Here is a 17,030-nt window from a genome sequence, read left to right on the forward strand (position 1 = left end):
ATGATGGATTTCAATGCCTTAGCACCTTTCGCTATTCCCTTAGCGGCCTTGTTCGGCTTATTGGTGGGCAGCTTTCTCAATGTGGTGATTTACCGCGTGCCGGTGATGATGGAGCGCAGCTGGACGGCATTTGCCAAAGAGCATCTCGGCCAACCGCTCAGCGCCGAAGAGCAGCAGCCTTTCAACCTGATCAAGCCCGATTCGCGCTGCCCGCAATGCCAAGCGCCCGTGCGGGCATGGCAGAATATTCCCGTGTTCAGCTATCTTTTGCTCGGCGGCAAATGCGCCTCCTGCCGCACACCCATCAGCAAGCGCTATCCTTTGGTGGAGTTGCTCACCGCCGCTTTATTCGCCCTCGTGGCCTGGCAATACGGCTGGAGCATCATCACGCTGGGCGGCTTGCTCTTTACCGCCATGCTGATCGCGCTCACCTTTATCGATGCCGACACCCAATACCTACCCGATCAAATCACCTTGCCGCTGATTTGGCTGGGCTTGCTGTTTAACCTCAACGGCGCTTTTGTGCCGCTTTCTTCTGCCGTGCTCGGCGCCGTGTTCGGCTACATGAGCTTGTGGCTGCTGTGTTATGTTTACAAGCTGCTCACCGGCAAAGTCGGCATGGGCGGCGGCGATTTCAAATTGCTCGCGGCCTTGGGCGCTTGGCTCGGCGTGGGCGTGTTGCCTGTGATTGTTTTTATCGCCGCCCTAATCGGCGTGCTGGCCGCCGTGCTTTTGCGTGTGGCCAAAGGGCAGCAATTTGCTTTCGGCCCCAGCTTGGCCGTGGCCGGCTGGCTGGTGTTTATCGCCAATGAAAAAGTGTTGGCCGCGCTGGGCTGGTGGCTGCGTGCATCAGGATTTTCAGCATGACGGCTTGGGTTGGGCTCACCGGCGGCATCGGCAGCGGCAAATCGCAAGCGGCTGCCGAATTCGCGCGGCTGGGTGTGCCGGTGATTGATGCCGATGCCATCAGCCGCAGCTTAAGCGCCGACAACGGTGCCGCGCTGCCCGCCATTCTCGCCACATTCGGCGCAAGTGTTTTTCACGAACCAGGCCGTCTGAACCGCGCAGCCTTGCGCGATTTGGTTTTCAGACGGCCTGAAGAAAAAGCGCGGCTGGAAGCGGTGATGTTTCCGCTGATTATCGAAGCCATCCGGCAGCAACAACAGCGCCACAGCGAAGCAGTTTACGGCATACTCGATATCCCGCTTTTGGTTGAAGAGCCCCTCTTTCGCACGCTGGTACAACGTGTGCTGGTGATCGATGTGCCCGAAGCCGTGCAAATCACGCGGGTGGCGCAGCGCAGCGGCTTATCCGAAGCCGAAATTAAACGTATAATGGCCGCTCAAGCCGGCCGGCGGCAGCGCTGCCGAGCCGCCGATGATGTGATCGGCAATGAAGTTTCACTTGAAATGCTGGCCGCCAAAGCAGAGCGGCTGCACCGCTATTATCGGGCGCTATTTTCCCGCCCCACCCGAGTTTGCCCATGATCCGTTTCGAGCATCCGCTATCTGAACGTGTGCGCAGCTTTTTGCGCATCGAGCATTTGTTTGTCCGCTTCCATCGCGAAAGCATGCGCTGCGACAGCCCGTGGGCGCACCATCTGGCCTTGTTCACCCTGTTTGAAATCATGGAATGCGCCGCGCGGGCAGAATTGAAGCTGGATATTTTGCAGGAAATCGAGCGGCAAAAGCAGCTCTTAGCCGGCAGCCGCGCCGCCTCAACCGAGCCGGTCCAGCTGCAACAATTGCAAGCAGTGGCCGAAAACCTGCAAGGCATACAGCAGAAATTCGGCCAGCATTTGCGCGAAAACGAATGGTTGATGGCCATCAAACAGCGCATGCTGGTGCCCGGCGGCACCAGCCCGTTTGACTTGTCTTCCTATTATTTCTGGCAGCAGCTGCCGCACGAGCAGCGCCTGGCAGACCTCAACAAATGGATTGCCACCCTCACCCCCACTTATGAGGCCATCGCCGTGCTGCTCACCATTTTGCGAAGCAACACCCGCGCCGTCGATTGCGTGGCCGTCAACGGCAATTACCAGCACAACAGCCTGGCGCAAAATATCCACATGCTCACCATCGAGCTGGAGAAAAACAAACACGCCCTGCCTGAAGTGTCGGCCAACAAATATTTCACCCACATCCGTTTTTTAGCCGCCTCGCAAGAGAGCGCCCGCGGCAAGCCGATTACCGAAGACATGCCGTTCAAGCTGATTATGTGCAGCTTCGACCCTGTAGTGGCCTAAACCCATGAGCGAAAAAATCACCATCGTATCCTGCCCGACCTGCGGCAAAAAAGTAGCCTGGCTGCCGATCAACCGCTTCCGCCCCTTTTGCAGCGAGCGCTGCAAACTGATTGATTTGGGTGCGTGGGCAAAAGAAGATTATTCAGTTGATGCGCAAGAAGACGATCCTTTTTCAGACGATATTGCGCGATAACAACATCAACACCCACGCACATTTTGCCGTATCCCCACCATTGCATACCGTAAAGGCCGTCTGAATATTCAGACGGCCTAAATATTTCATACCAATTCAAAAAAGTAAGCTAATACCAATTCAAAAAAATAACCTTACAAAATAAAAGCAGTTCGATAGCACCAACCGCGTAGGTCGGATTCTCGAATCCGACGTTTGGCCGGCGGCCAAAGCGATGTGCGTGTCTTGTTCTACGAACAAGTGTCGGATTCGAGAATCCGACCTACAGGCTGCCTGTTTGTATATTATTTTTTTGAATTGGTATAACGAGGCGGCGAGCTGCAGACAGTACAGATATAGTGAAATGCAAGAAAAAGTGACACAAAACTGCATTTTGCAACGGCGTAGATTGGGTTGCCAAACCCAACGTTTCAGACGGCTTGTGGATTTGTTGGGTTTTCAATCCAACCTACCCGCCGTATCACTTTTTTATGCATTCCACTATAGTACGGCAAGGCGAGACAACGAAGTTAGGTTATTTTTTTGGATTGGTATCATTCAAACACCCAGCCTGAACCTTTCGCAAAATTCCATTTTTGTCGCACCCGTAAAGGTTTTGGCCGTCTGAAAGGTTTTGGCCGTCTGAAAGGTTTTGGCCGTCTGAAAGGTTTTGGCCGTCTGAAAGGTTTTGGCCGTCTGAAAGGTTTTGGCCGTCTGAAAGGTTTTGGCCGTCTGAAAGGTTTTGGCCGTCTGAAAGGTTTTGGCCGTCTGAAAGGTTTTGGCCGTCTGAAAGGTTTTGGCCGTCTGAAAGGTTTTGGCCGTCTGAAAGGTTTTGGCCGTCTGAAAGGTTTTGGCCGTCTGAAAGGTTTTGGCCGTCTGAAAGGTTTTGGCCGTCTGAAAGGTTTTGGCCGTCTGAAAGGTTTTGGCCGTCTGAAAGGTTTTGGCCGTCTGAAAGGTTTTGGCCGTCTGAAAGGTTTTGGCCGTCTGAAAGGTTTTGGCCGTCTGAAAGGTTTTGGCCGTCTGAAAGGTTTTGGCCGTCTGAAAGGTTTTGGCCGTCTGAAAGGTTTTGGCCGTCTGAAAGGTTTTGGCCGTCTGAAAGGTTTTGGCCGTCTGAAAGGTTTTGGCCGTCTGAAAGGTTTTGGCCGTCTGAAAGGTTTTGGCCGTCTGAAAGGTTTTGGCCGTCTGAAAGGTTTTGGCCGTCTGAAAGGTTTTGGCCGTCTGAAAGGTTTTGGCCGTCTGAAAGGTTTTGGCCGTCTGAAAGGTTTTGGCCGTCTGAAAGGTTTTGGCCGTCTGAAAGGTTTTGGCCGTCTGAAAGGTTTTGGCCGTCTGAAAGGTTTTGGCCGTCTGAAAGGTTTTGGCCGTCTGAAAGGTTTTGGCCGTCTGAAAGGTTTTGGCCGTCTGAAAGGTTTTGGCCGTCTGAAAGGTTTTGGCCGTCTGAAAGGTTTTGGCCGTCTGAAAGGTTTTGGCCGTCTGAAAGGTTTTGGCCGTCTGAAAGGTTTTGGCCGTCTGAAAGGTTTTGGCCGTCTGAAAGGTTTTGGCCGTCTGAAAGGTTTTGGCCGTCTGAAAAAAGCCCGCAACTTCGTGCGGGCTTTTTTCAGACGGATGCCGGATTAATCGGCCTGGCGGCGCAATACGGCGGGAATTTCGAAATCGTCCAATACCGATTGGTTGGAGAAATCGGAGGCAGCCAAATTCATGCTGCGGGCGCTGCGGCCTGAGCGGATGACGCTGTCGATATTCGGAAAACCGTCGTCGGTGCCGGTGGCTTGTTGGGTTTTCACCATGCGCAGATTGGGGCTGGCGGCGGCGCTTTGGTGCTCTTTCAGGCCGGTGGCGATAATGGTGACGCGGATATCGCCCTCTTCCATGCTCTCGTCTTCGGCGGTGCCGTATTTGCGCTCGGCATCGGCATGGGCGTATTCGTCCACCACTTTCATGATTTCGCGGTATTCCGACATTTTCAGGCAGCCCGGCGCGGTGGTGATGTTAACCAACACGCCGCGTGCACCATCAAGGGTAACATCGTCCAAGAGCGGGCTGGAAATGGCCTGCTCGGTGGCCAGGCGGGCGCGGTCGATGCCTTGGGCAAAGCCTGAGCCCATCATGGCCATGCCCATGATGCTCATCACGTTTTTCACATCGGCAAAGTCAAGGTTGATAAAGCCGGGGCGGGTAACCACTTCGGAAATGCCGGCCACGGCATCGCGCAACACATTGTCGGCGGCGCGGAAGGCTTCGCGCACGGTCACGTCTTCGCCCAATGCAGTCATCAATTTGTCGTTCGGAATCACAATTAGCGAATCCACTTGGCTTTTGAGGTGATCCAAGCCTTCTTGAGCGATGTTGATGCGTTTGCCTTCGTGGCCAAACGGGCGCGTGACCACGGCCACGGTGAGAATGCCCAGCTCTTTGGCGATTTCGGCAATCACGGGCGCGGCACCGGTGCCGGTGCCGCCGCCCATGCCGGTGGTGATAAACAGCATATTGGCGCCGCGGATGGCTTCGGCGATGGCTTCGCGATCTTCTTGAGCGGCCGCGCGGCCGATTTCGGGGTTGGCGCCGGCGCCCAAGCCACGGGTGAGGTTCACGCCCAGCTGGATGCGTTTGGCTGCATTGCTGCCGCCCAAGGCTTGCGCATCAGTATTCGCGCTGATGAATTCCACGCCTTGCACGGTGTTGTTGATCATATTGTTGATGGCATTGCAGCCGCCGCCGCCGATGCCGATTACTTTGATTACCGCAGGGCTTGCGGCAGACTCTACTACGTCGTAAACCAATTCCATAAAAATGCTCCTCTGCGCCCTGCATTAAGGCGGATTTAAATTAGTGTGAACAATCTGCATTATATATAAGAACGCGCGTTTATAGCAAAAAGGTTCTTATATCTTTACTTTGGGTTTAAAAATTGTTTTTTAACCATTCTTTGATTTTGACCAGCAGGCTTTCACGCGGTTCCTTCACGGCCACGGCACCGCTCACAGGGCTGCCGTATGCATCGCCGCGCGCGGCCTGCAAAAGGCCGATGGCGGTGGCATAGCGCGGGTTGCGGATGCGCTCGGACACGCCGCCCATTTCCTGCGGCACGCCGATGCGGGCGGGCAGGTTGAACACATCTTCGGCCAAATCCACCATGCCGGTGAGCAAAGAGGCGCCGCCGGTGAGCACCACGCCGGAAGTGAGCACGTCTTCGGGAAAGCCGCTGCGGCGCAACTCATTGAGGGTTAATTCCAAAATTTCTTCCACGCGCGGGCCGATTACGCTGGCCAACACGCGGCGTGAAATTTGGCGCGGCTGGCGGTCGCCCACGCTGGGCACTTCAATCATTTCATCGAGGCCGTCCATGGTGGCGATGGCTACGCCGTGGTGGATTTTGATGTATTCGGCGGCGTTGTGCGGGGTGCGCAAGGCTTGTGCCAAATCTTTGGTAATCAAATCGCCTGCCACGGGAATCACGGCGGTGTGGCGGATGGCGCCGTTGGTATACACGGCGATATCGGTGGTGCCGCCGCCGATATCGATCACGCACACACCCAAGTCTTTTTCGTCTTCCGTGAGCACGGCCTGCCCGCTGGCCAAGGGTTGCAACATGATTTGTTCCATGTGCAGGCCGCAGCGGTTGACGCATTTTTGGATGTTTTGCAGCGCGGTGATGGCACCGGTGATGATGTGCACCCGGGTGTCGAGGCGCACGCCGCTCATGCCGATGGGCTCTTTCACGCCGGGCTGGTTATCAATAATATACTCCTGCACCACGGTGTGCAGAATATTGTGGTCGGGCGGTATGTTTACGGCTTTGGCGGTTTCGATGGCGCGATCGATGTCGGCTTGGGAAACTTCGCCGTCTTTGATTTTCACCACGCCTTGCGAATTAAGGCTGCGGATATGGTTGCCGGCAATGCCGGTGGTGACGCTGTCGACCTTGCAGTCGGCCATCAATTCGGCTTCATTCATAGCTTGCTTGATGGCTTGGGCGGTGGCATCGATATTGGTCACCATGCCGGCTTTGAGGCCGCGCGACGGTGCCTGCCCCAGGCCGACGATATGGATTTCGTTGTCTTCCTGCACTTCGCCTATCAGGGCAATCACTTTGGAAGTGCCGATGTCCAGCGCGCTGATGTATTTGCCTTTTACCATGATGTTCCATTCATTTTCTGTTTACTGTTGATTGTGATCGGCGGCTGAAGCTGCCGTTTCAGACGGCATTTCGCTCGGTGCGCGCTCGCGCACGGCAAAGCCGTCTTTATAACGCATATCGACATAGGCCAAGCCGCTTTGTTGTGCGCGCAATATGCCCGGCCACACGGCGGCAAACTGCTGCAGGCGCGCATTTTCATGCTCGCGCCCCAAGCGCACGGTGATGCCGTTGTCCAACACCACCGACCAGGCGGAGCGCGGTGTGTATTCCAGCTTGGCGATGCTTAAGCCTGCCGGTTTCAATAATCCGCTGAATTCTTGGTAATGCGCCACCATGGTTTTGGCGGTGCCCGGCTGGCCGTCGAATTCGGGAAAGGTTTCGGTGGTGGCCGCCTGAAAAATATTGCCGTTGGCATCCACCAGGCCGGCAGCTTTCCAGCGTGCCACCGGTTCGCGCTCAGTGAGGTGGATTTCCACCACATCGGGCAGGCGGCGGCGCACCTGCGCTTTGTCTATCCACGGCAGCGCCTGAAAGGCTTTTTGTGCGCCGTTCAAATCGGCGCTGAAAATATTGCCGCGAATATAGCGCTGGGCAACGGTTTGCAGCTCTTGGGTGCTCACACGCTTCAAATCGCCTTCGATTTTCACCTGCTTCACCGGAAAATACGGTGAATGATACAGCCACACGCCCGCTGCGCCCAGCAGCATCAAGAGCACCAGGGCAGTCAGCCAGCGGGTGATGCGCCGCATGGCGCCGGCATTATCCCACATGAGCGGTCTTTAAAATTTCAACACATAAATCGGCAAAGCTCAAGCCGCTTTGGGCGGCGGCCTTGGGCACCAAGCTGTGGCTGGTCATGCCGGGCAAGGTGTTGACCTCAAGCAGGTAAAGTTTGCCGTCGGTGTCTTTCAAAAAGTCAACGCGCCCCCAGCCTTGGCCACCGATGGCGGCAAAAGCGCGCACAGAAAGCGTGCGCATCAGCGCCTCATCGGCTTCGTTCAAATCGGACGGGCATTGATATACGGTGTCGTCGCGGTTGTATTTGGCTTCGTAATCGTAAAATTCGGTGGCCGGAATAATGTGTATGCTCGGCAGCGCTTGGCCGTTTAGCACGGCGCAGGTGTATTCGCCGCCGCCGATAAAGCGTTCGGCCAAGATTTCGCCGTGCAGATGTTTCACCGATTGATAGGCGGCTTGCAGGCTGCCGGTTTCTTTCACTTTCACCACGCCGACGCTGCTGCCTTCTACGGCCGGTTTCACAAACAGGGGCAAGCCCAGCTCGCGCTCGATGGCGGCAAAATCGCTGTCGTCATGCAGCACGGCAAATTCGGGCACAGGCAAGCCCAAACCCTGCCACACCAGCTTGGTGCGGTATTTGTCCATGCCGATGGCGCTGGCCATCACGCCGCAGCCGGTGTAAGGCACGCCCAAGGCTTCGAGCAGGCCTTGCACGGTGCCGTCTTCGCCGTAAGTGCCGTGCAGCGTGTTGAAGGCCGTCTGAAAACCGAGCGCCTTCAATTGCACGATATCCTGCGTTTTGGGGTCAAACGGGTGCGCATCAATGCCGCTGCTTTGCAAAGCCGCCACAATGGCCGCGCCGCTGTTGAGCGATACGTCGCGCTCGCTGGAAAATCCGCCCATCAAGACGGCCACTTTGCCGAAATTCTGCATGCTGTTTTCTTTTCATCTGTTTCAGACGGCCTGTTTGTTCAGACGGCCTGATGTGCTGTTAATCTAAATCATCCAAAATCAGCGGCTGCCCTCTGCCAGCGCCTGCGCCGCTTTATTGATGCTGCCCGCGCCCATGGTGAGCACCACATCGCCCTCTTGCAACACATTGAGCAAGGTGGCGGGCAAATCATGGACTGCTTCGCAATAAATCGGTTCCAGCTTGCCCATCACGCGGATGGCGCGTGCCAGCGCGCGGCTGTCGGCGGCCACAATCGGCTCTTCGCCGGCGGCATACACTTCGGTGAGCACCAGGCTGTCGACCGTGCTCAACACATTCACAAAATCTTCAAACAAATCGCGCGTGCGGGTGTAGCGGTGCGGTTGAAAAGCGAGCACCAGCCGCTTATCGGGATAAGCGCCGCGCGCCGCCGCCAGCGTGGCGGCCATTTCCACCGGATGGTGGCCGTAATCGTCAATCACCAAGGCTTTGCCGCCATTAGGCAGCGCGATTTCGCCATAGTTTTGGAAGCGGCGCCCCACGCCTTCAAAGGCCAGCAGGCCTTTTTGAATCGCTTCCACCGATGCGCCCACTTCCAGCGCCACCGCAATGGCGGCCAGCGCGTTGAGCACATTGTGGCGGCCGGGCATATTGAGCACCACTTCAAACGGCGCCTGATTATCGTGTTTCACTTGCACGGTAAAGCGCATTTGTGCGCCTTCTGCACGCATATCGGTGGCGTAAATATCGGCATTATCGTCCAGCCCGTAAGTGGCAAACGGCTTGCTGATTTTCGGCAACACCGCGCGCACATGCTCGCTGTCTACACACAAAAACGCTTTGCCGTAAAACGGCATGCGGTGGATGAAATCGACAAAAGCCTGGTGCAGCTTATCCACGCTGTGGTCGTAAGTGTCCATATGGTCGGTGTCGATATTGGTCACCACCGACATCACCGGCGTGAGATGCAGAAACGAAGCATCCGATTCATCGGCCTCGGCCACAATATATTCGCCGCGCCCCAAGCGGGCGTTGGTGCCGGCGGCGGTGAGTTTGCCGCCGATTACAAAAGTGGGATCCATGCCGGCCGCTGCCAAAATCGAGGCGGTGAGGCTGGTGGTGGTGGTTTTGCCGTGGGTGCCGGCTATGGCGATGCCGTCGCGGAAACGCATCAATTCGGCCAGCATCAGCGCGCGCGGAATCACCGGAATTTTGCGCGCCTGCGCCGCCACCACTTCGGGGTTGTCTTTTTTCACGGCGGTGGAAGTCACCACCACATCGGCATCGGCCACATGCTCGGCGGTGTGGCCGGGATACACTTCTATGCCCAAATCGCTCAAATGGCGTGTTACCGCGCTTTGCGCCTGATCCGAGCCGGACACCTGGAAGCCCAGATTGTGCAACACTTCGGCAATGCCGCACATGCCCGAGCCGCCGATGCCGACGAAATGAATGTGGTGAACCCTGTTTTTCATCATAACTGCGTATCCTTGCTGCCGTTTCAGACGGCCTTTTTAGCGCCGCTGCACATAAAGGCTTTATTCTAAAGGGCAGCGATATTCTGTGCCATATTTTTAATGTAAAGGCGGTTTTTATTCGTGAACGGCCGTCTGAAAACAGGCAAACTATTTTCAGACGGCCTCTGCATTCAAACTGAGGCCGTCTGAAACTCACATGGTGGTGGCAATGGCAATGTCGGCCACATCTTCCGCGCTGTGCGGCAGCGCCAGCGTACGCGCCTGCTCAGCCCATTCCAGGCAACGCGTGCGGTTTAAGCCGCCCAACACTTCGGCCAGATTGGCCGCGGTCAGCTGCGATTGCGGCAGCAGCAGGCCGGCCTGGGCATGCGCCATAAAACGGGCGTTGGCGGTTTGGTGATCGTCCACCGCATGCGGATAAGGCACGAGCAGCGCGCCCACGCCGGCGGCGGTGAGCTCGGCGATGGTGAGCGCGCCGGAGCGGCACACCACCACATCGGCATCGCGGTAAGCCGACACCATATCGTCGATAAATTCCACACATTCGGCCTGCACGCCCAATTGATCATAAGCCGCCTGCAGATTGCCCAGCTTGTTGCGCCCGGATTGGTGGTAAATCTGCGGGCGCGCTTCTTCTGGCAATAAAGAAAGCGCTTCGGGCAGGGTTTTGTTCAACACATCAGCGCCCAGGCTGCCGCCCATCACCAACACTTTCAGACGGCCTTCGCGGCCGGCAAAGCGAACCGCAGGCTCGGGCAGATTGGCAATTTCGGCGCGCACCGGATTGCCCACCAGCCCATCGGCATTATCGAAAGCTTTGGGAAACGCATAAAGCACGCGCCGCGCCCAGCGCGCCAGATATTTGTTTGACATGCCGGCAATGGCGTTTTGCTCGTGTATCACAATCGGCACACCGGCAAGCTTGGCCGCCACGCCGCCCGGAAAGGTAACAAAACCGCCAAAACCGATCACCGCGTCGATACGGTGTTTTTTAATAATGGCCGAGGCCGTCTGAACGGCTTTAGCCAAGGTAAACGGCAGCATCAGCTTGCGCTTCAAGCCATTGCCGCGCACACCTTTAATCGCCAGTGTTTCCAGCTCGATATCGTGCTGCGGCACAATGCGCGTTTCCATTGCGCCCTCGCTGCCCAGCCACACCACATGGTGTCCGCGCGCGCGCAGCACTTCGGCCACCGCCAGCGCCGGAAAAATATGGCCGCCGGTGCCGCCGGCCATCAATAAAAAGTGCTTAGCCGCCATGATTTATCCTTCTACTTTATAACCGCGCATTTTAAGGCGGTTTTCATAATCCACCCGCAGCAGCAGCGTCATGCTCACCAGCATCACAATCACCGCCGAGCCGCCGTAAGACATCAGCGGCAGCGTGAGCCCTTTGGTGGGCAGCAGGCCGATGTTCACGCCGATATTGAAAAAGCTTTGAATGCCCAGCCAAATGCCCACGCCTTTGGCCACAAACGCGCCATAATAAAGCTCCAAATCGCGCGCCTGCTTGCCGATGGAAAACGCGCGCCACACCAGCCAGCCGTAGCAGAAAATCAGCACGCAAATGCCGGCCATGCCGAATTCTTCGCCGATTACCGCCAAAATAAAATCTGTGTGCGCTTCAGGCAGGTAAAAGCGTTTTTCCAGGCTCGCGCCCAGCCCCACGCCAAACCATTCCCCGCGCGCAATCGCCATCAGCGAATGGGTGAGCTGATAACCTTTGCCCAATGGGTCTTCCCACGGATTGAGAAACGCCGTTACCCGCGCCACGCGATAAGGTGCCATCGCAATCAGGCCGATCATGCTGAGCAAACCCGCACCCACCATCATCAAAAACCAACGCCACGGCAGGCCGGCCAAAAACAGCAGCCCCAGCGCCACCACCGTCACCACCACAAACGAGCCGAAATCCGGCTCCAGCATAATCAGCCCCAGCCCCGCGCCCACCGGCACGCCGGCGAAGGCCACTTTTTTAAACTGCTTCAAAATCTCGGCGCGGCGGGTGAAAAAGCTGGCCAAATAAAGAATAATCGCCAATTTGAAGATTTCGGTGGGCTGAAGGTTGACCGGCCCCAAATGTATCCAGCGCTTTGCGCCGTTGATTTCACGCCCCGCAAACAGCACCACCACCAGCAAAAACAGGCTGAACAGCAAAATCCACGGCGTCCATTTTTTCCACCTCGCCATCGGAATTTTGGCCGCCACCAAGCCTGCTGCCGCACCCGTGCTCAAAAAAATCGCCTGGCGGCCGAGGTAAAACCATTGGTCGCCGCCATCGTGCGCCGCATAAGCAATCGAGGCCGAATAAATCATCATCAGGCTGAAAGACGACATCAACACAATCATCCACAGCAGCGATTGGTCGATTTTATGGCCGCTTTTAAGCAATTTGCGGTCGAGAATTTTCGATTCGGTAATCATATGAATAATACACAGCTTCCGTTTCAGACGGCCTCTTTTCACCAGGCCGTCTGAAACCTTGTTATTTTGAAACTTCGTTACAAAGCATGAAATGCGTTGGCAAACACTTCTGCGCGATGGGCATAACCTTCAAACATATCGAAGCTGGCACAAGCCGGGCTGAGCAGCACAATATCGCCACTTTGCGCGATTTCATAAGCACGGCGGGTGGCTTCTTCCAACGTGGCACAATGCAGCAACGTTAAGCTAAAGCCCTGCAAATCGGCTTCGATTTTCGCCGCATCCGCGCCAATCAAAAGCACCGCGCGCGCCTTGTTGCGCAAAGCTTCGCCCAGCGGCGTGAAATCCTGCCCTTTGCCCTGCCCGCCCGCAATCAACACCAGCGGGCTTTGCAGGCCGGCAATCGCCGCTTCGGTGGCGCCCACATTGGTGCCTTTGCTGTCGTCAATAAAGGTAATGCCATTTTTCTCACCGATTTTTTCAACACGGTGCGGTAGGCCTTTGAATGTTTGAATATGCTTCAGCAACTCATGGCGCGGCAAACCGATGGCTTCGCACAAGGCCAAAGCCGCCAGCACATTGGCCGCATTGTGCAGCCCTTGCAACGGAATATCCGCCGCCGCCAGCAAATCGGCTCCGCCCGCTTTCAGACGGCCTGCATCCACCCAGTAATCGCTTTCGTGTGCCAGCGAAAACCATTTCACCTCGCGGCCGTGGCGGCGCATGGCGCGGCACAACACATCATCGGCATTGAGCACCTGCACGCCGCTGCCGCGGAAAATTTTGTCTTTGGCATGGGCATAATCGAGCAAATCATCGTAGCGGTTGAGGTGGTCTTCAGAAATATTCAGCACCGCGGCCGCATCGGCATTCAAATGATGCGTGTTTTCCAACTGGAAGCTGGAAAGCTCGAGCACCCACACATCGGCCGGCCGGCCTTCGCGCTGCATATAGGCTTGCAACACAGGCGTGCCAATATTGCCGGCCACCACCGTGTCGAGCCCGCATTGCGCGCACAAATAACCCGCCAGGCTCGTGACCGTGGTTTTGCCGTTGCTGCCGCTGATGGCGATGATTTTGTCGCTTTGCTCGGCCAACAGGCCGGCCAGAATTTCAATGTCGCCAAACACACGGCCGCCGTTTTGCTTGAAAGCTTCGATTTCAGGCTGCCGCTCGCTGATGCCGGGGCTGATGGCCAGCATATCAAAGTCGTGCGCCAGCGCATCTTTCAGACGGCCTTGATAACACGGCAAACCGTGAAATTGCTGCTTCAGCTGCATTTCGCGCTCTGCGCTCAAATCGGCATCATAAGCCGACACATCGGCACCCTGCTGCTGCAAAAAGGCAATCATGGAAACGCCCGTGCCGCCCAAGCCCAGCACCAACACGCGCTGCTGCGGCCAATCAACCGCAGCCGGATTCTGTTGCAAAACCTCTTGGCGTTTCATCGCGCCAATCCTTCCCAAATGAATATTGCTATCTAGGGGCTGTTCACATTTCATCCGTGCGTAAGATTTTGAGCGCAAAAGCGCGTTTGCAAGGCGAAAAGCGCAGCAAGGTTGGACACCTTGCAAGCATTTTCAACGTGGCAGGCGCGTTTTTGAGCCAAAAGATTGCCACGAGATGAATTGTGAACAGACCCTAGGCTCAGCCGGCCATAAAATTCAGCACGGTATCGATAAACACGCCCACAAAAGCCACGCACACGCCCACCACAAACACGCTCAGGGTGCGCCGGTAATATTGCTCGCCTTGCTCGCGCGGGTAATCCATCCGCAAAATCCGATAAAGCACGGCAATCAAGCACGAAATGCCGGTCAGCATGCATATGCCCACCACACCGGCGAGCACATCGCCGAAAGGCACATCCGACTTCACCCACGATGACATAAAATTCAGAATAAAACCGAGCAAAATGCCGGTGGCAGTAACCAAGGGTTGACGGAACGCCTGTATTTTGTCTTCCATCATATTGCTTTCATGTGTTTGATTTTATTTTGTGCAGGCCGTCTGAAACGCGGCGGGCCACACATTTTTATTAATAAATAGTTTAACGGATTTTCAGCGAGGCCAGCCCGATCAGCACCAACACAATGGTGATAATCCAAAAGCGCACCACCACTTGAGTTTCTTTCCAGCCTTTTTGCTCATAATGATGGTGAATCGGCGCCATCAGGAAAATGCGCTTTTTGCGGGTTTTATACGAGCCCACCTGCAACATTACCGACACCGCTTCCACCACAAACAGGCCGCCCATAATAAACAGCACGATTTCCTGGCGCACAATCACCGCCACCGTGCCCAACGCCGCGCCCAGCGCCAGCGCGCCCACGTCTCCCATAAACACTTGCGCAGGATAAGCGTTGAACCACAAAAAGCCCAAACACGCCCCGCACATGGCGGCGCAGAATATCACCACTTCATTGGCACCCACCACATGCGGCAGTTGCAAATAGCGGGCAAATTCCACGTGGCCGCTGGCATAGGCAAAAATCGCCAAGCCGCCCGCCACCAACACCACCGGAAAAGCCGCCAAGCCGTCCAGCCCATCAGTGAGGTTCACCGCATTAGACGTGCCCACAATCACGAGATAAGTGAGCGCCACAAAGCCGATGCCGCCCAAAGGATAAGCAATCTGCTTGAAAAAAGGCACGATAAACGCATTGCTCGCGCTCAAATGTGCAAAGTAAAACAAAAAGATACCGGCCGAGAGCGCCACCACCGATTGCCACACCAGCTTGAATTTGCCCGACACACCGTTGGGGTCTTTATAAACCACTTTGCGCCAATCGTCGTAAAAGCCCAGCGCGCCGGTGGCCAAAAGCACCGCCAGCAAAATCCAGATATAGGGGTTGGCCAGATTGCCCCACAATAAAGTGGACACGGTTATGGCGGTGAGAATCAGCGAGCCGCCCATGGTGGGCGTGCCGTTTTTCACCAAATGCGTTTGCGGGCCGTCGTGGCGCACGGCCTGGCCGACTTTCAGCGCCGTGAGCTTGCGGATGGCCCAAGGCCCCAAAAGCAGAGAAAACGCCAGCGAAGTGAGCGCCGCCATCACCGCACGGAAAGTGGTGTAGTGCACCACATTGAATGCGGTGATCCAGTTGTCGAAAATTTGGGCAAGCCATAACAGCATGAGCCGGTTCCTTTTGTGTTTGTAATCTTGCCTGCGGCCGCAGCGGCAGGCCAAATGCATGATTAATGCGCAGTGCCGCGCTTTTGCCTTGGCCGTTTAATACCAATTCAAAAAAGTAAGCTAACAAGGCGGCGAGCCGCAGACAGTACAGATAGTACGGCAAGGCGAGACAACGAAGTTAGGTTATTTTTTTGGATTGGTATAAGCGGCCTGAAGCGGCTATTTTAAAATAAATTGTTTGGGCTTGTTTGCATTTCATCTTGCGGCCGGCGAGATATGTTGCAGGCCGTCTGAAAGATTCTGCGTTTACTTTTCCGCACCCTGCAAAGCCTGCACCACTGCTTCCATCTTCATAAAGCGCGAGCCTTTCACCAGCACATGCGCCTGCTCGGGCAAATCGTGCAGCAGCACCTGAATCAGCGGATCTTTATCGGCAAACCACAAGCCGCGCCCGCCGAAAGCCTCGGCCGCCGCAGCGCTGAAGCCGCCCACGAAATAAGCCGCTTCAATGCCTTTATCGCGCGCATAAGCGCCCACTTCGGCATGCATGGCCGCTGATTCGTCTTCGCCCAATTCGCCGATGTCGCCCATCACAAACACGCGCGGGGTGGGCAAGGCGGCCAGCACATCGAGCGCGGCTTTCATGCTGTCGGGGTTGGCATTATACGTATCATCCAGCACAACAGCATTTTTTATGCCGCTTTTGATTTGCAGACGGCCTTTGATGTTGGCAAAGCTTTGCAGGCCGTCTGAAACTTCCTGCAGGCGCAAACCGGCCGCCAGCGCCAAGGCCGCAGCGGCCACGGCATTGTGAATATTGTGTTTGCCCGGCACCGGCAGCAGCACCGCCGCACGCTCACCGCCGCGCACCAAATCGAATGCGCAAGAGAGCGGCTGCAACACGATATTTTCCGCATGGATATCGCCCTGCCCCACGCCGAACGTGTGTTGCTTGAAAGCTTTTGAGGCCGTCTGAAACACCGCGGCGTTGGCATCTTCACACGGAATCAGCGCCAGGCCGTCGGCATTCAAGCCTTGGTAAATTTCGCTTTTGGCCTTGGCAATATCGCCCACGCCGTCAAAGCCGCAGCCCACATGTGCGCGCAAGGCATTGTTGACCAGCGCCACATCGGGGCGCGCGATTTGCGTCAGCTGCGCCAGCTCGCCGAAATGGCTCATGCCCATTTCAATCACCGCATAACGGTGTGCGCCGGTGAGCTTTAATAAAGTGAGCGGCAGGCCGATGTGGTTGTTGAAATTGCCGGCCGTGGCCAACACCGCCGCTTCGCCGAAACGCTGGCGCAACACGCCGGCGAGCATTTCTTTCACCGTGGTTTTGCCCGAAGAGCCGGTGATGCCGAACACAAACGGATTCACATTTTCACGCCAAGCCTGCGCCAGCGTTTGCAAAGCCTGCAGCGTGTCCGCCACTTTCAGCGCGCGCGGCAGCGCAGCGCAATCTTCGCGCGACACCACCGCCGCCAATGCGCCTTTGGCCAACACATCGGCCACAAAATCATGCGCATCAAAGCGCTCGCCCGCCAGCGCGAAAAACACATCGCCGCTTTGAATATCGCGGCTGTCGGTGACGATGCGTTTGACTGCCGCGTTTTCAGACGGCATCGGCAGATGCAGCACTTGGCAGATAAAGTTTAAATCTAAAGGTTTCATATGCTTTGCTTGGTTTTCAGACGGCCTTATATGCTAGGCCGTCTGAAACATAAATTAAATGCCGGATTTAAAAATCAGACGAACTATTTTGTGCTCACAC

General features: G+C 56.0%; 16 protein-coding genes. 5 read left to right on the top strand and 11 right to left on the bottom strand.

What is annotated here, in order from left to right:
* The 5 genes from LVJ78_RS11645 to LVJ78_RS11665 all read left to right on the top strand — a co-directional run bounded on the left by LVJ78_RS11645 (window position 1) and on the right by LVJ78_RS11665 (window position 4,031).
* Complete coding sequence (locus LVJ78_RS11645) at window positions 1–867, top strand: prepilin peptidase (protein ID WP_132953498.1); 867 nt, start codon at window positions 1–3, stop codon at window positions 865–867.
* On the top strand, window positions 864–1,487 hold the full coding sequence (gene coaE, locus LVJ78_RS11650; RefSeq protein WP_132953499.1) for a dephospho-CoA kinase: 624 nt from the start codon (window positions 864–866) through the stop codon (window positions 1,485–1,487). The genes LVJ78_RS11645 and coaE overlap by 4 nt, the downstream gene beginning before the upstream one ends.
* Window positions 1,484–2,245, top strand: a complete 762-nt coding sequence (zapD, locus tag LVJ78_RS11655) for a cell division protein ZapD (protein ID WP_132953500.1) — start codon at window positions 1,484–1,486, stop codon at window positions 2,243–2,245. The genes coaE and zapD overlap by 4 nt, the downstream gene beginning before the upstream one ends.
* 4 nt (window positions 2,246–2,249) lie before the next feature.
* Window positions 2,250–2,438, top strand: coding sequence for a DNA gyrase inhibitor YacG (gene yacG, locus LVJ78_RS11660; RefSeq protein WP_132953501.1), 189 nt, complete (start codon window positions 2,250–2,252; stop codon window positions 2,436–2,438).
* Between the two features lie 522 nt (window positions 2,439–2,960).
* Complete coding sequence (locus LVJ78_RS11665; protein WP_244802574.1) at window positions 2,961–4,031, top strand: hypothetical protein; 1,071 nt, start codon at window positions 2,961–2,963, stop codon at window positions 4,029–4,031.
* Here LVJ78_RS11665 and ftsZ read toward each other — a convergent pair.
* The 11 genes from ftsZ to LVJ78_RS11720 all read right to left on the bottom strand — a co-directional run bounded on the left by ftsZ (window position 4,028) and on the right by LVJ78_RS11720 (window position 16,930).
* Window positions 4,028–5,200 (bottom strand): cell division protein FtsZ, encoded by a 1,173-nt coding sequence (ftsZ, locus tag LVJ78_RS11670; RefSeq protein ID WP_132953502.1) that lies wholly within the window; start codon window positions 5,198–5,200, stop codon window positions 4,028–4,030. The genes LVJ78_RS11665 and ftsZ overlap by 4 nt on opposite strands.
* A 115-nt stretch (window positions 5,201–5,315) precedes the next feature.
* Window positions 5,316–6,551, bottom strand: coding sequence for a cell division protein FtsA (gene ftsA, locus LVJ78_RS11675; RefSeq protein ID WP_132953503.1), 1,236 nt, complete (start codon window positions 6,549–6,551; stop codon window positions 5,316–5,318).
* 21 nt (window positions 6,552–6,572) lie between these two features.
* The gene (locus LVJ78_RS11680; protein ID WP_132953504.1) at window positions 6,573–7,322 is read right to left on the bottom strand and encodes a cell division protein FtsQ/DivIB; all 750 of its coding nucleotides are present in this window, start codon (window positions 7,320–7,322) and stop codon (window positions 6,573–6,575) included.
* Window positions 7,312–8,223: a D-alanine--D-alanine ligase gene (locus LVJ78_RS11685; protein WP_132953505.1), complete on the bottom strand. Its 912-nt coding sequence runs from the start codon at window positions 8,221–8,223 to the stop codon at window positions 7,312–7,314. Before LVJ78_RS11685 ends, LVJ78_RS11680 begins: the two co-directional genes overlap by 11 nt.
* Window positions 8,224–8,301: 78 nt before the next feature.
* Window positions 8,302–9,699: a UDP-N-acetylmuramate--L-alanine ligase gene (gene murC / locus LVJ78_RS11690; protein ID WP_165870903.1), complete on the bottom strand. Its 1,398-nt coding sequence runs from the start codon at window positions 9,697–9,699 to the stop codon at window positions 8,302–8,304.
* A 192-nt stretch (window positions 9,700–9,891) separates the two neighbouring features.
* Entirely contained in the window at window positions 9,892–10,959 is a 1,068-nt protein-coding gene (gene murG / locus LVJ78_RS11695; protein WP_132953506.1) for an undecaprenyldiphospho-muramoylpentapeptide beta-N-acetylglucosaminyltransferase, read from the bottom strand.
* A gap of 3 nt (window positions 10,960–10,962) precedes the next feature.
* Window positions 10,963–12,123, bottom strand: a complete 1,161-nt coding sequence (ftsW, locus tag LVJ78_RS11700) for a putative lipid II flippase FtsW (RefSeq protein ID WP_132953507.1) — start codon at window positions 12,121–12,123, stop codon at window positions 10,963–10,965.
* 77 nt (window positions 12,124–12,200) lie between these two features.
* Window positions 12,201–13,571, bottom strand: a complete 1,371-nt coding sequence (gene murD / locus LVJ78_RS11705; RefSeq protein WP_132953508.1) for a UDP-N-acetylmuramoyl-L-alanine--D-glutamate ligase — start codon at window positions 13,569–13,571, stop codon at window positions 12,201–12,203.
* Between the two features lie 199 nt (window positions 13,572–13,770).
* Window positions 13,771–14,094 carry a hypothetical protein gene (locus LVJ78_RS11710; RefSeq protein ID WP_132953509.1) on the bottom strand — a complete coding sequence of 108 codons (324 nt, stop codon included), beginning with the start codon at window positions 14,092–14,094 and terminating at the stop codon, window positions 13,771–13,773.
* A gap of 79 nt (window positions 14,095–14,173) precedes the next feature.
* Entirely contained in the window at window positions 14,174–15,259 is a 1,086-nt protein-coding gene (gene mraY / locus LVJ78_RS11715) for a phospho-N-acetylmuramoyl-pentapeptide-transferase (protein WP_132953510.1), read from the bottom strand.
* A 306-nt stretch (window positions 15,260–15,565) separates the two neighbouring features.
* The gene (locus LVJ78_RS11720; protein ID WP_132953511.1) at window positions 15,566–16,930 is read right to left on the bottom strand and encodes a UDP-N-acetylmuramoyl-tripeptide--D-alanyl-D-alanine ligase; all 1,365 of its coding nucleotides are present in this window, start codon (window positions 16,928–16,930) and stop codon (window positions 15,566–15,568) included.
* Between the last annotated feature and the right edge of the window lie 100 nt (window positions 16,931–17,030).

It is taken from the genome of Uruburuella suis (genome assembly GCF_022870845.1).
GTDB lineage: Bacteria > Pseudomonadota > Gammaproteobacteria > Burkholderiales > Neisseriaceae > Neisseria > Neisseria suis.

What these genes read in the sequence shown, in the direction of transcription:
- yacG (WP_132953501.1), top strand. Translation starts at nt 2,250, where the DNA reads ATGAGCGAAAAAATCACCATCGTATCCTGCCCGACCTGCGGCAAAAAA.
- LVJ78_RS11645 (WP_132953498.1), top strand. Translation starts at nt 1, where the DNA reads ATGATGGATTTCAATGCCTTAGCACCTTTCGCTATTCCCTTAGCGGCC.
- LVJ78_RS11710 (WP_132953509.1), bottom strand. Translation starts at nt 14,094, where the DNA reads ATGATGGAAGACAAAATACAGGCGTTCCGTCAACCCTTGGTTACTGCC.
- coaE (WP_132953499.1), top strand. Translation starts at nt 864, where the DNA reads ATGACGGCTTGGGTTGGGCTCACCGGCGGCATCGGCAGCGGCAAATCG.
- LVJ78_RS11685 (WP_132953505.1), bottom strand. Translation starts at nt 8,223, where the DNA reads ATGCAGAATTTCGGCAAAGTGGCCGTCTTGATGGGCGGATTTTCCAGC.
- murC (WP_165870903.1), bottom strand. Translation starts at nt 9,699, where the DNA reads ATGATGAAAAACAGGGTTCACCACATTCATTTCGTCGGCATCGGCGGC.
- zapD (WP_132953500.1), top strand. Translation starts at nt 1,484, where the DNA reads ATGATCCGTTTCGAGCATCCGCTATCTGAACGTGTGCGCAGCTTTTTG.
- ftsZ (WP_132953502.1), bottom strand. Translation starts at nt 5,200, where the DNA reads ATGGAATTGGTTTACGACGTAGTAGAGTCTGCCGCAAGCCCTGCGGTA.
- LVJ78_RS11680 (WP_132953504.1), bottom strand. Translation starts at nt 7,322, where the DNA reads ATGTGGGATAATGCCGGCGCCATGCGGCGCATCACCCGCTGGCTGACT.
- mraY (WP_132953510.1), bottom strand. Translation starts at nt 15,259, where the DNA reads ATGCTGTTATGGCTTGCCCAAATTTTCGACAACTGGATCACCGCATTC.
- murG (WP_132953506.1), bottom strand. Translation starts at nt 10,959, where the DNA reads ATGGCGGCTAAGCACTTTTTATTGATGGCCGGCGGCACCGGCGGCCAT.
- murD (WP_132953508.1), bottom strand. Translation starts at nt 13,571, where the DNA reads ATGAAACGCCAAGAGGTTTTGCAACAGAATCCGGCTGCGGTTGATTGG.
- ftsA (WP_132953503.1), bottom strand. Translation starts at nt 6,551, where the DNA reads ATGGTAAAAGGCAAATACATCAGCGCGCTGGACATCGGCACTTCCAAA.
- ftsW (WP_132953507.1), bottom strand. Translation starts at nt 12,123, where the DNA reads ATGATTACCGAATCGAAAATTCTCGACCGCAAATTGCTTAAAAGCGGC.
- LVJ78_RS11720 (WP_132953511.1), bottom strand. Translation starts at nt 16,930, where the DNA reads ATGAAACCTTTAGATTTAAACTTTATCTGCCAAGTGCTGCATCTGCCG.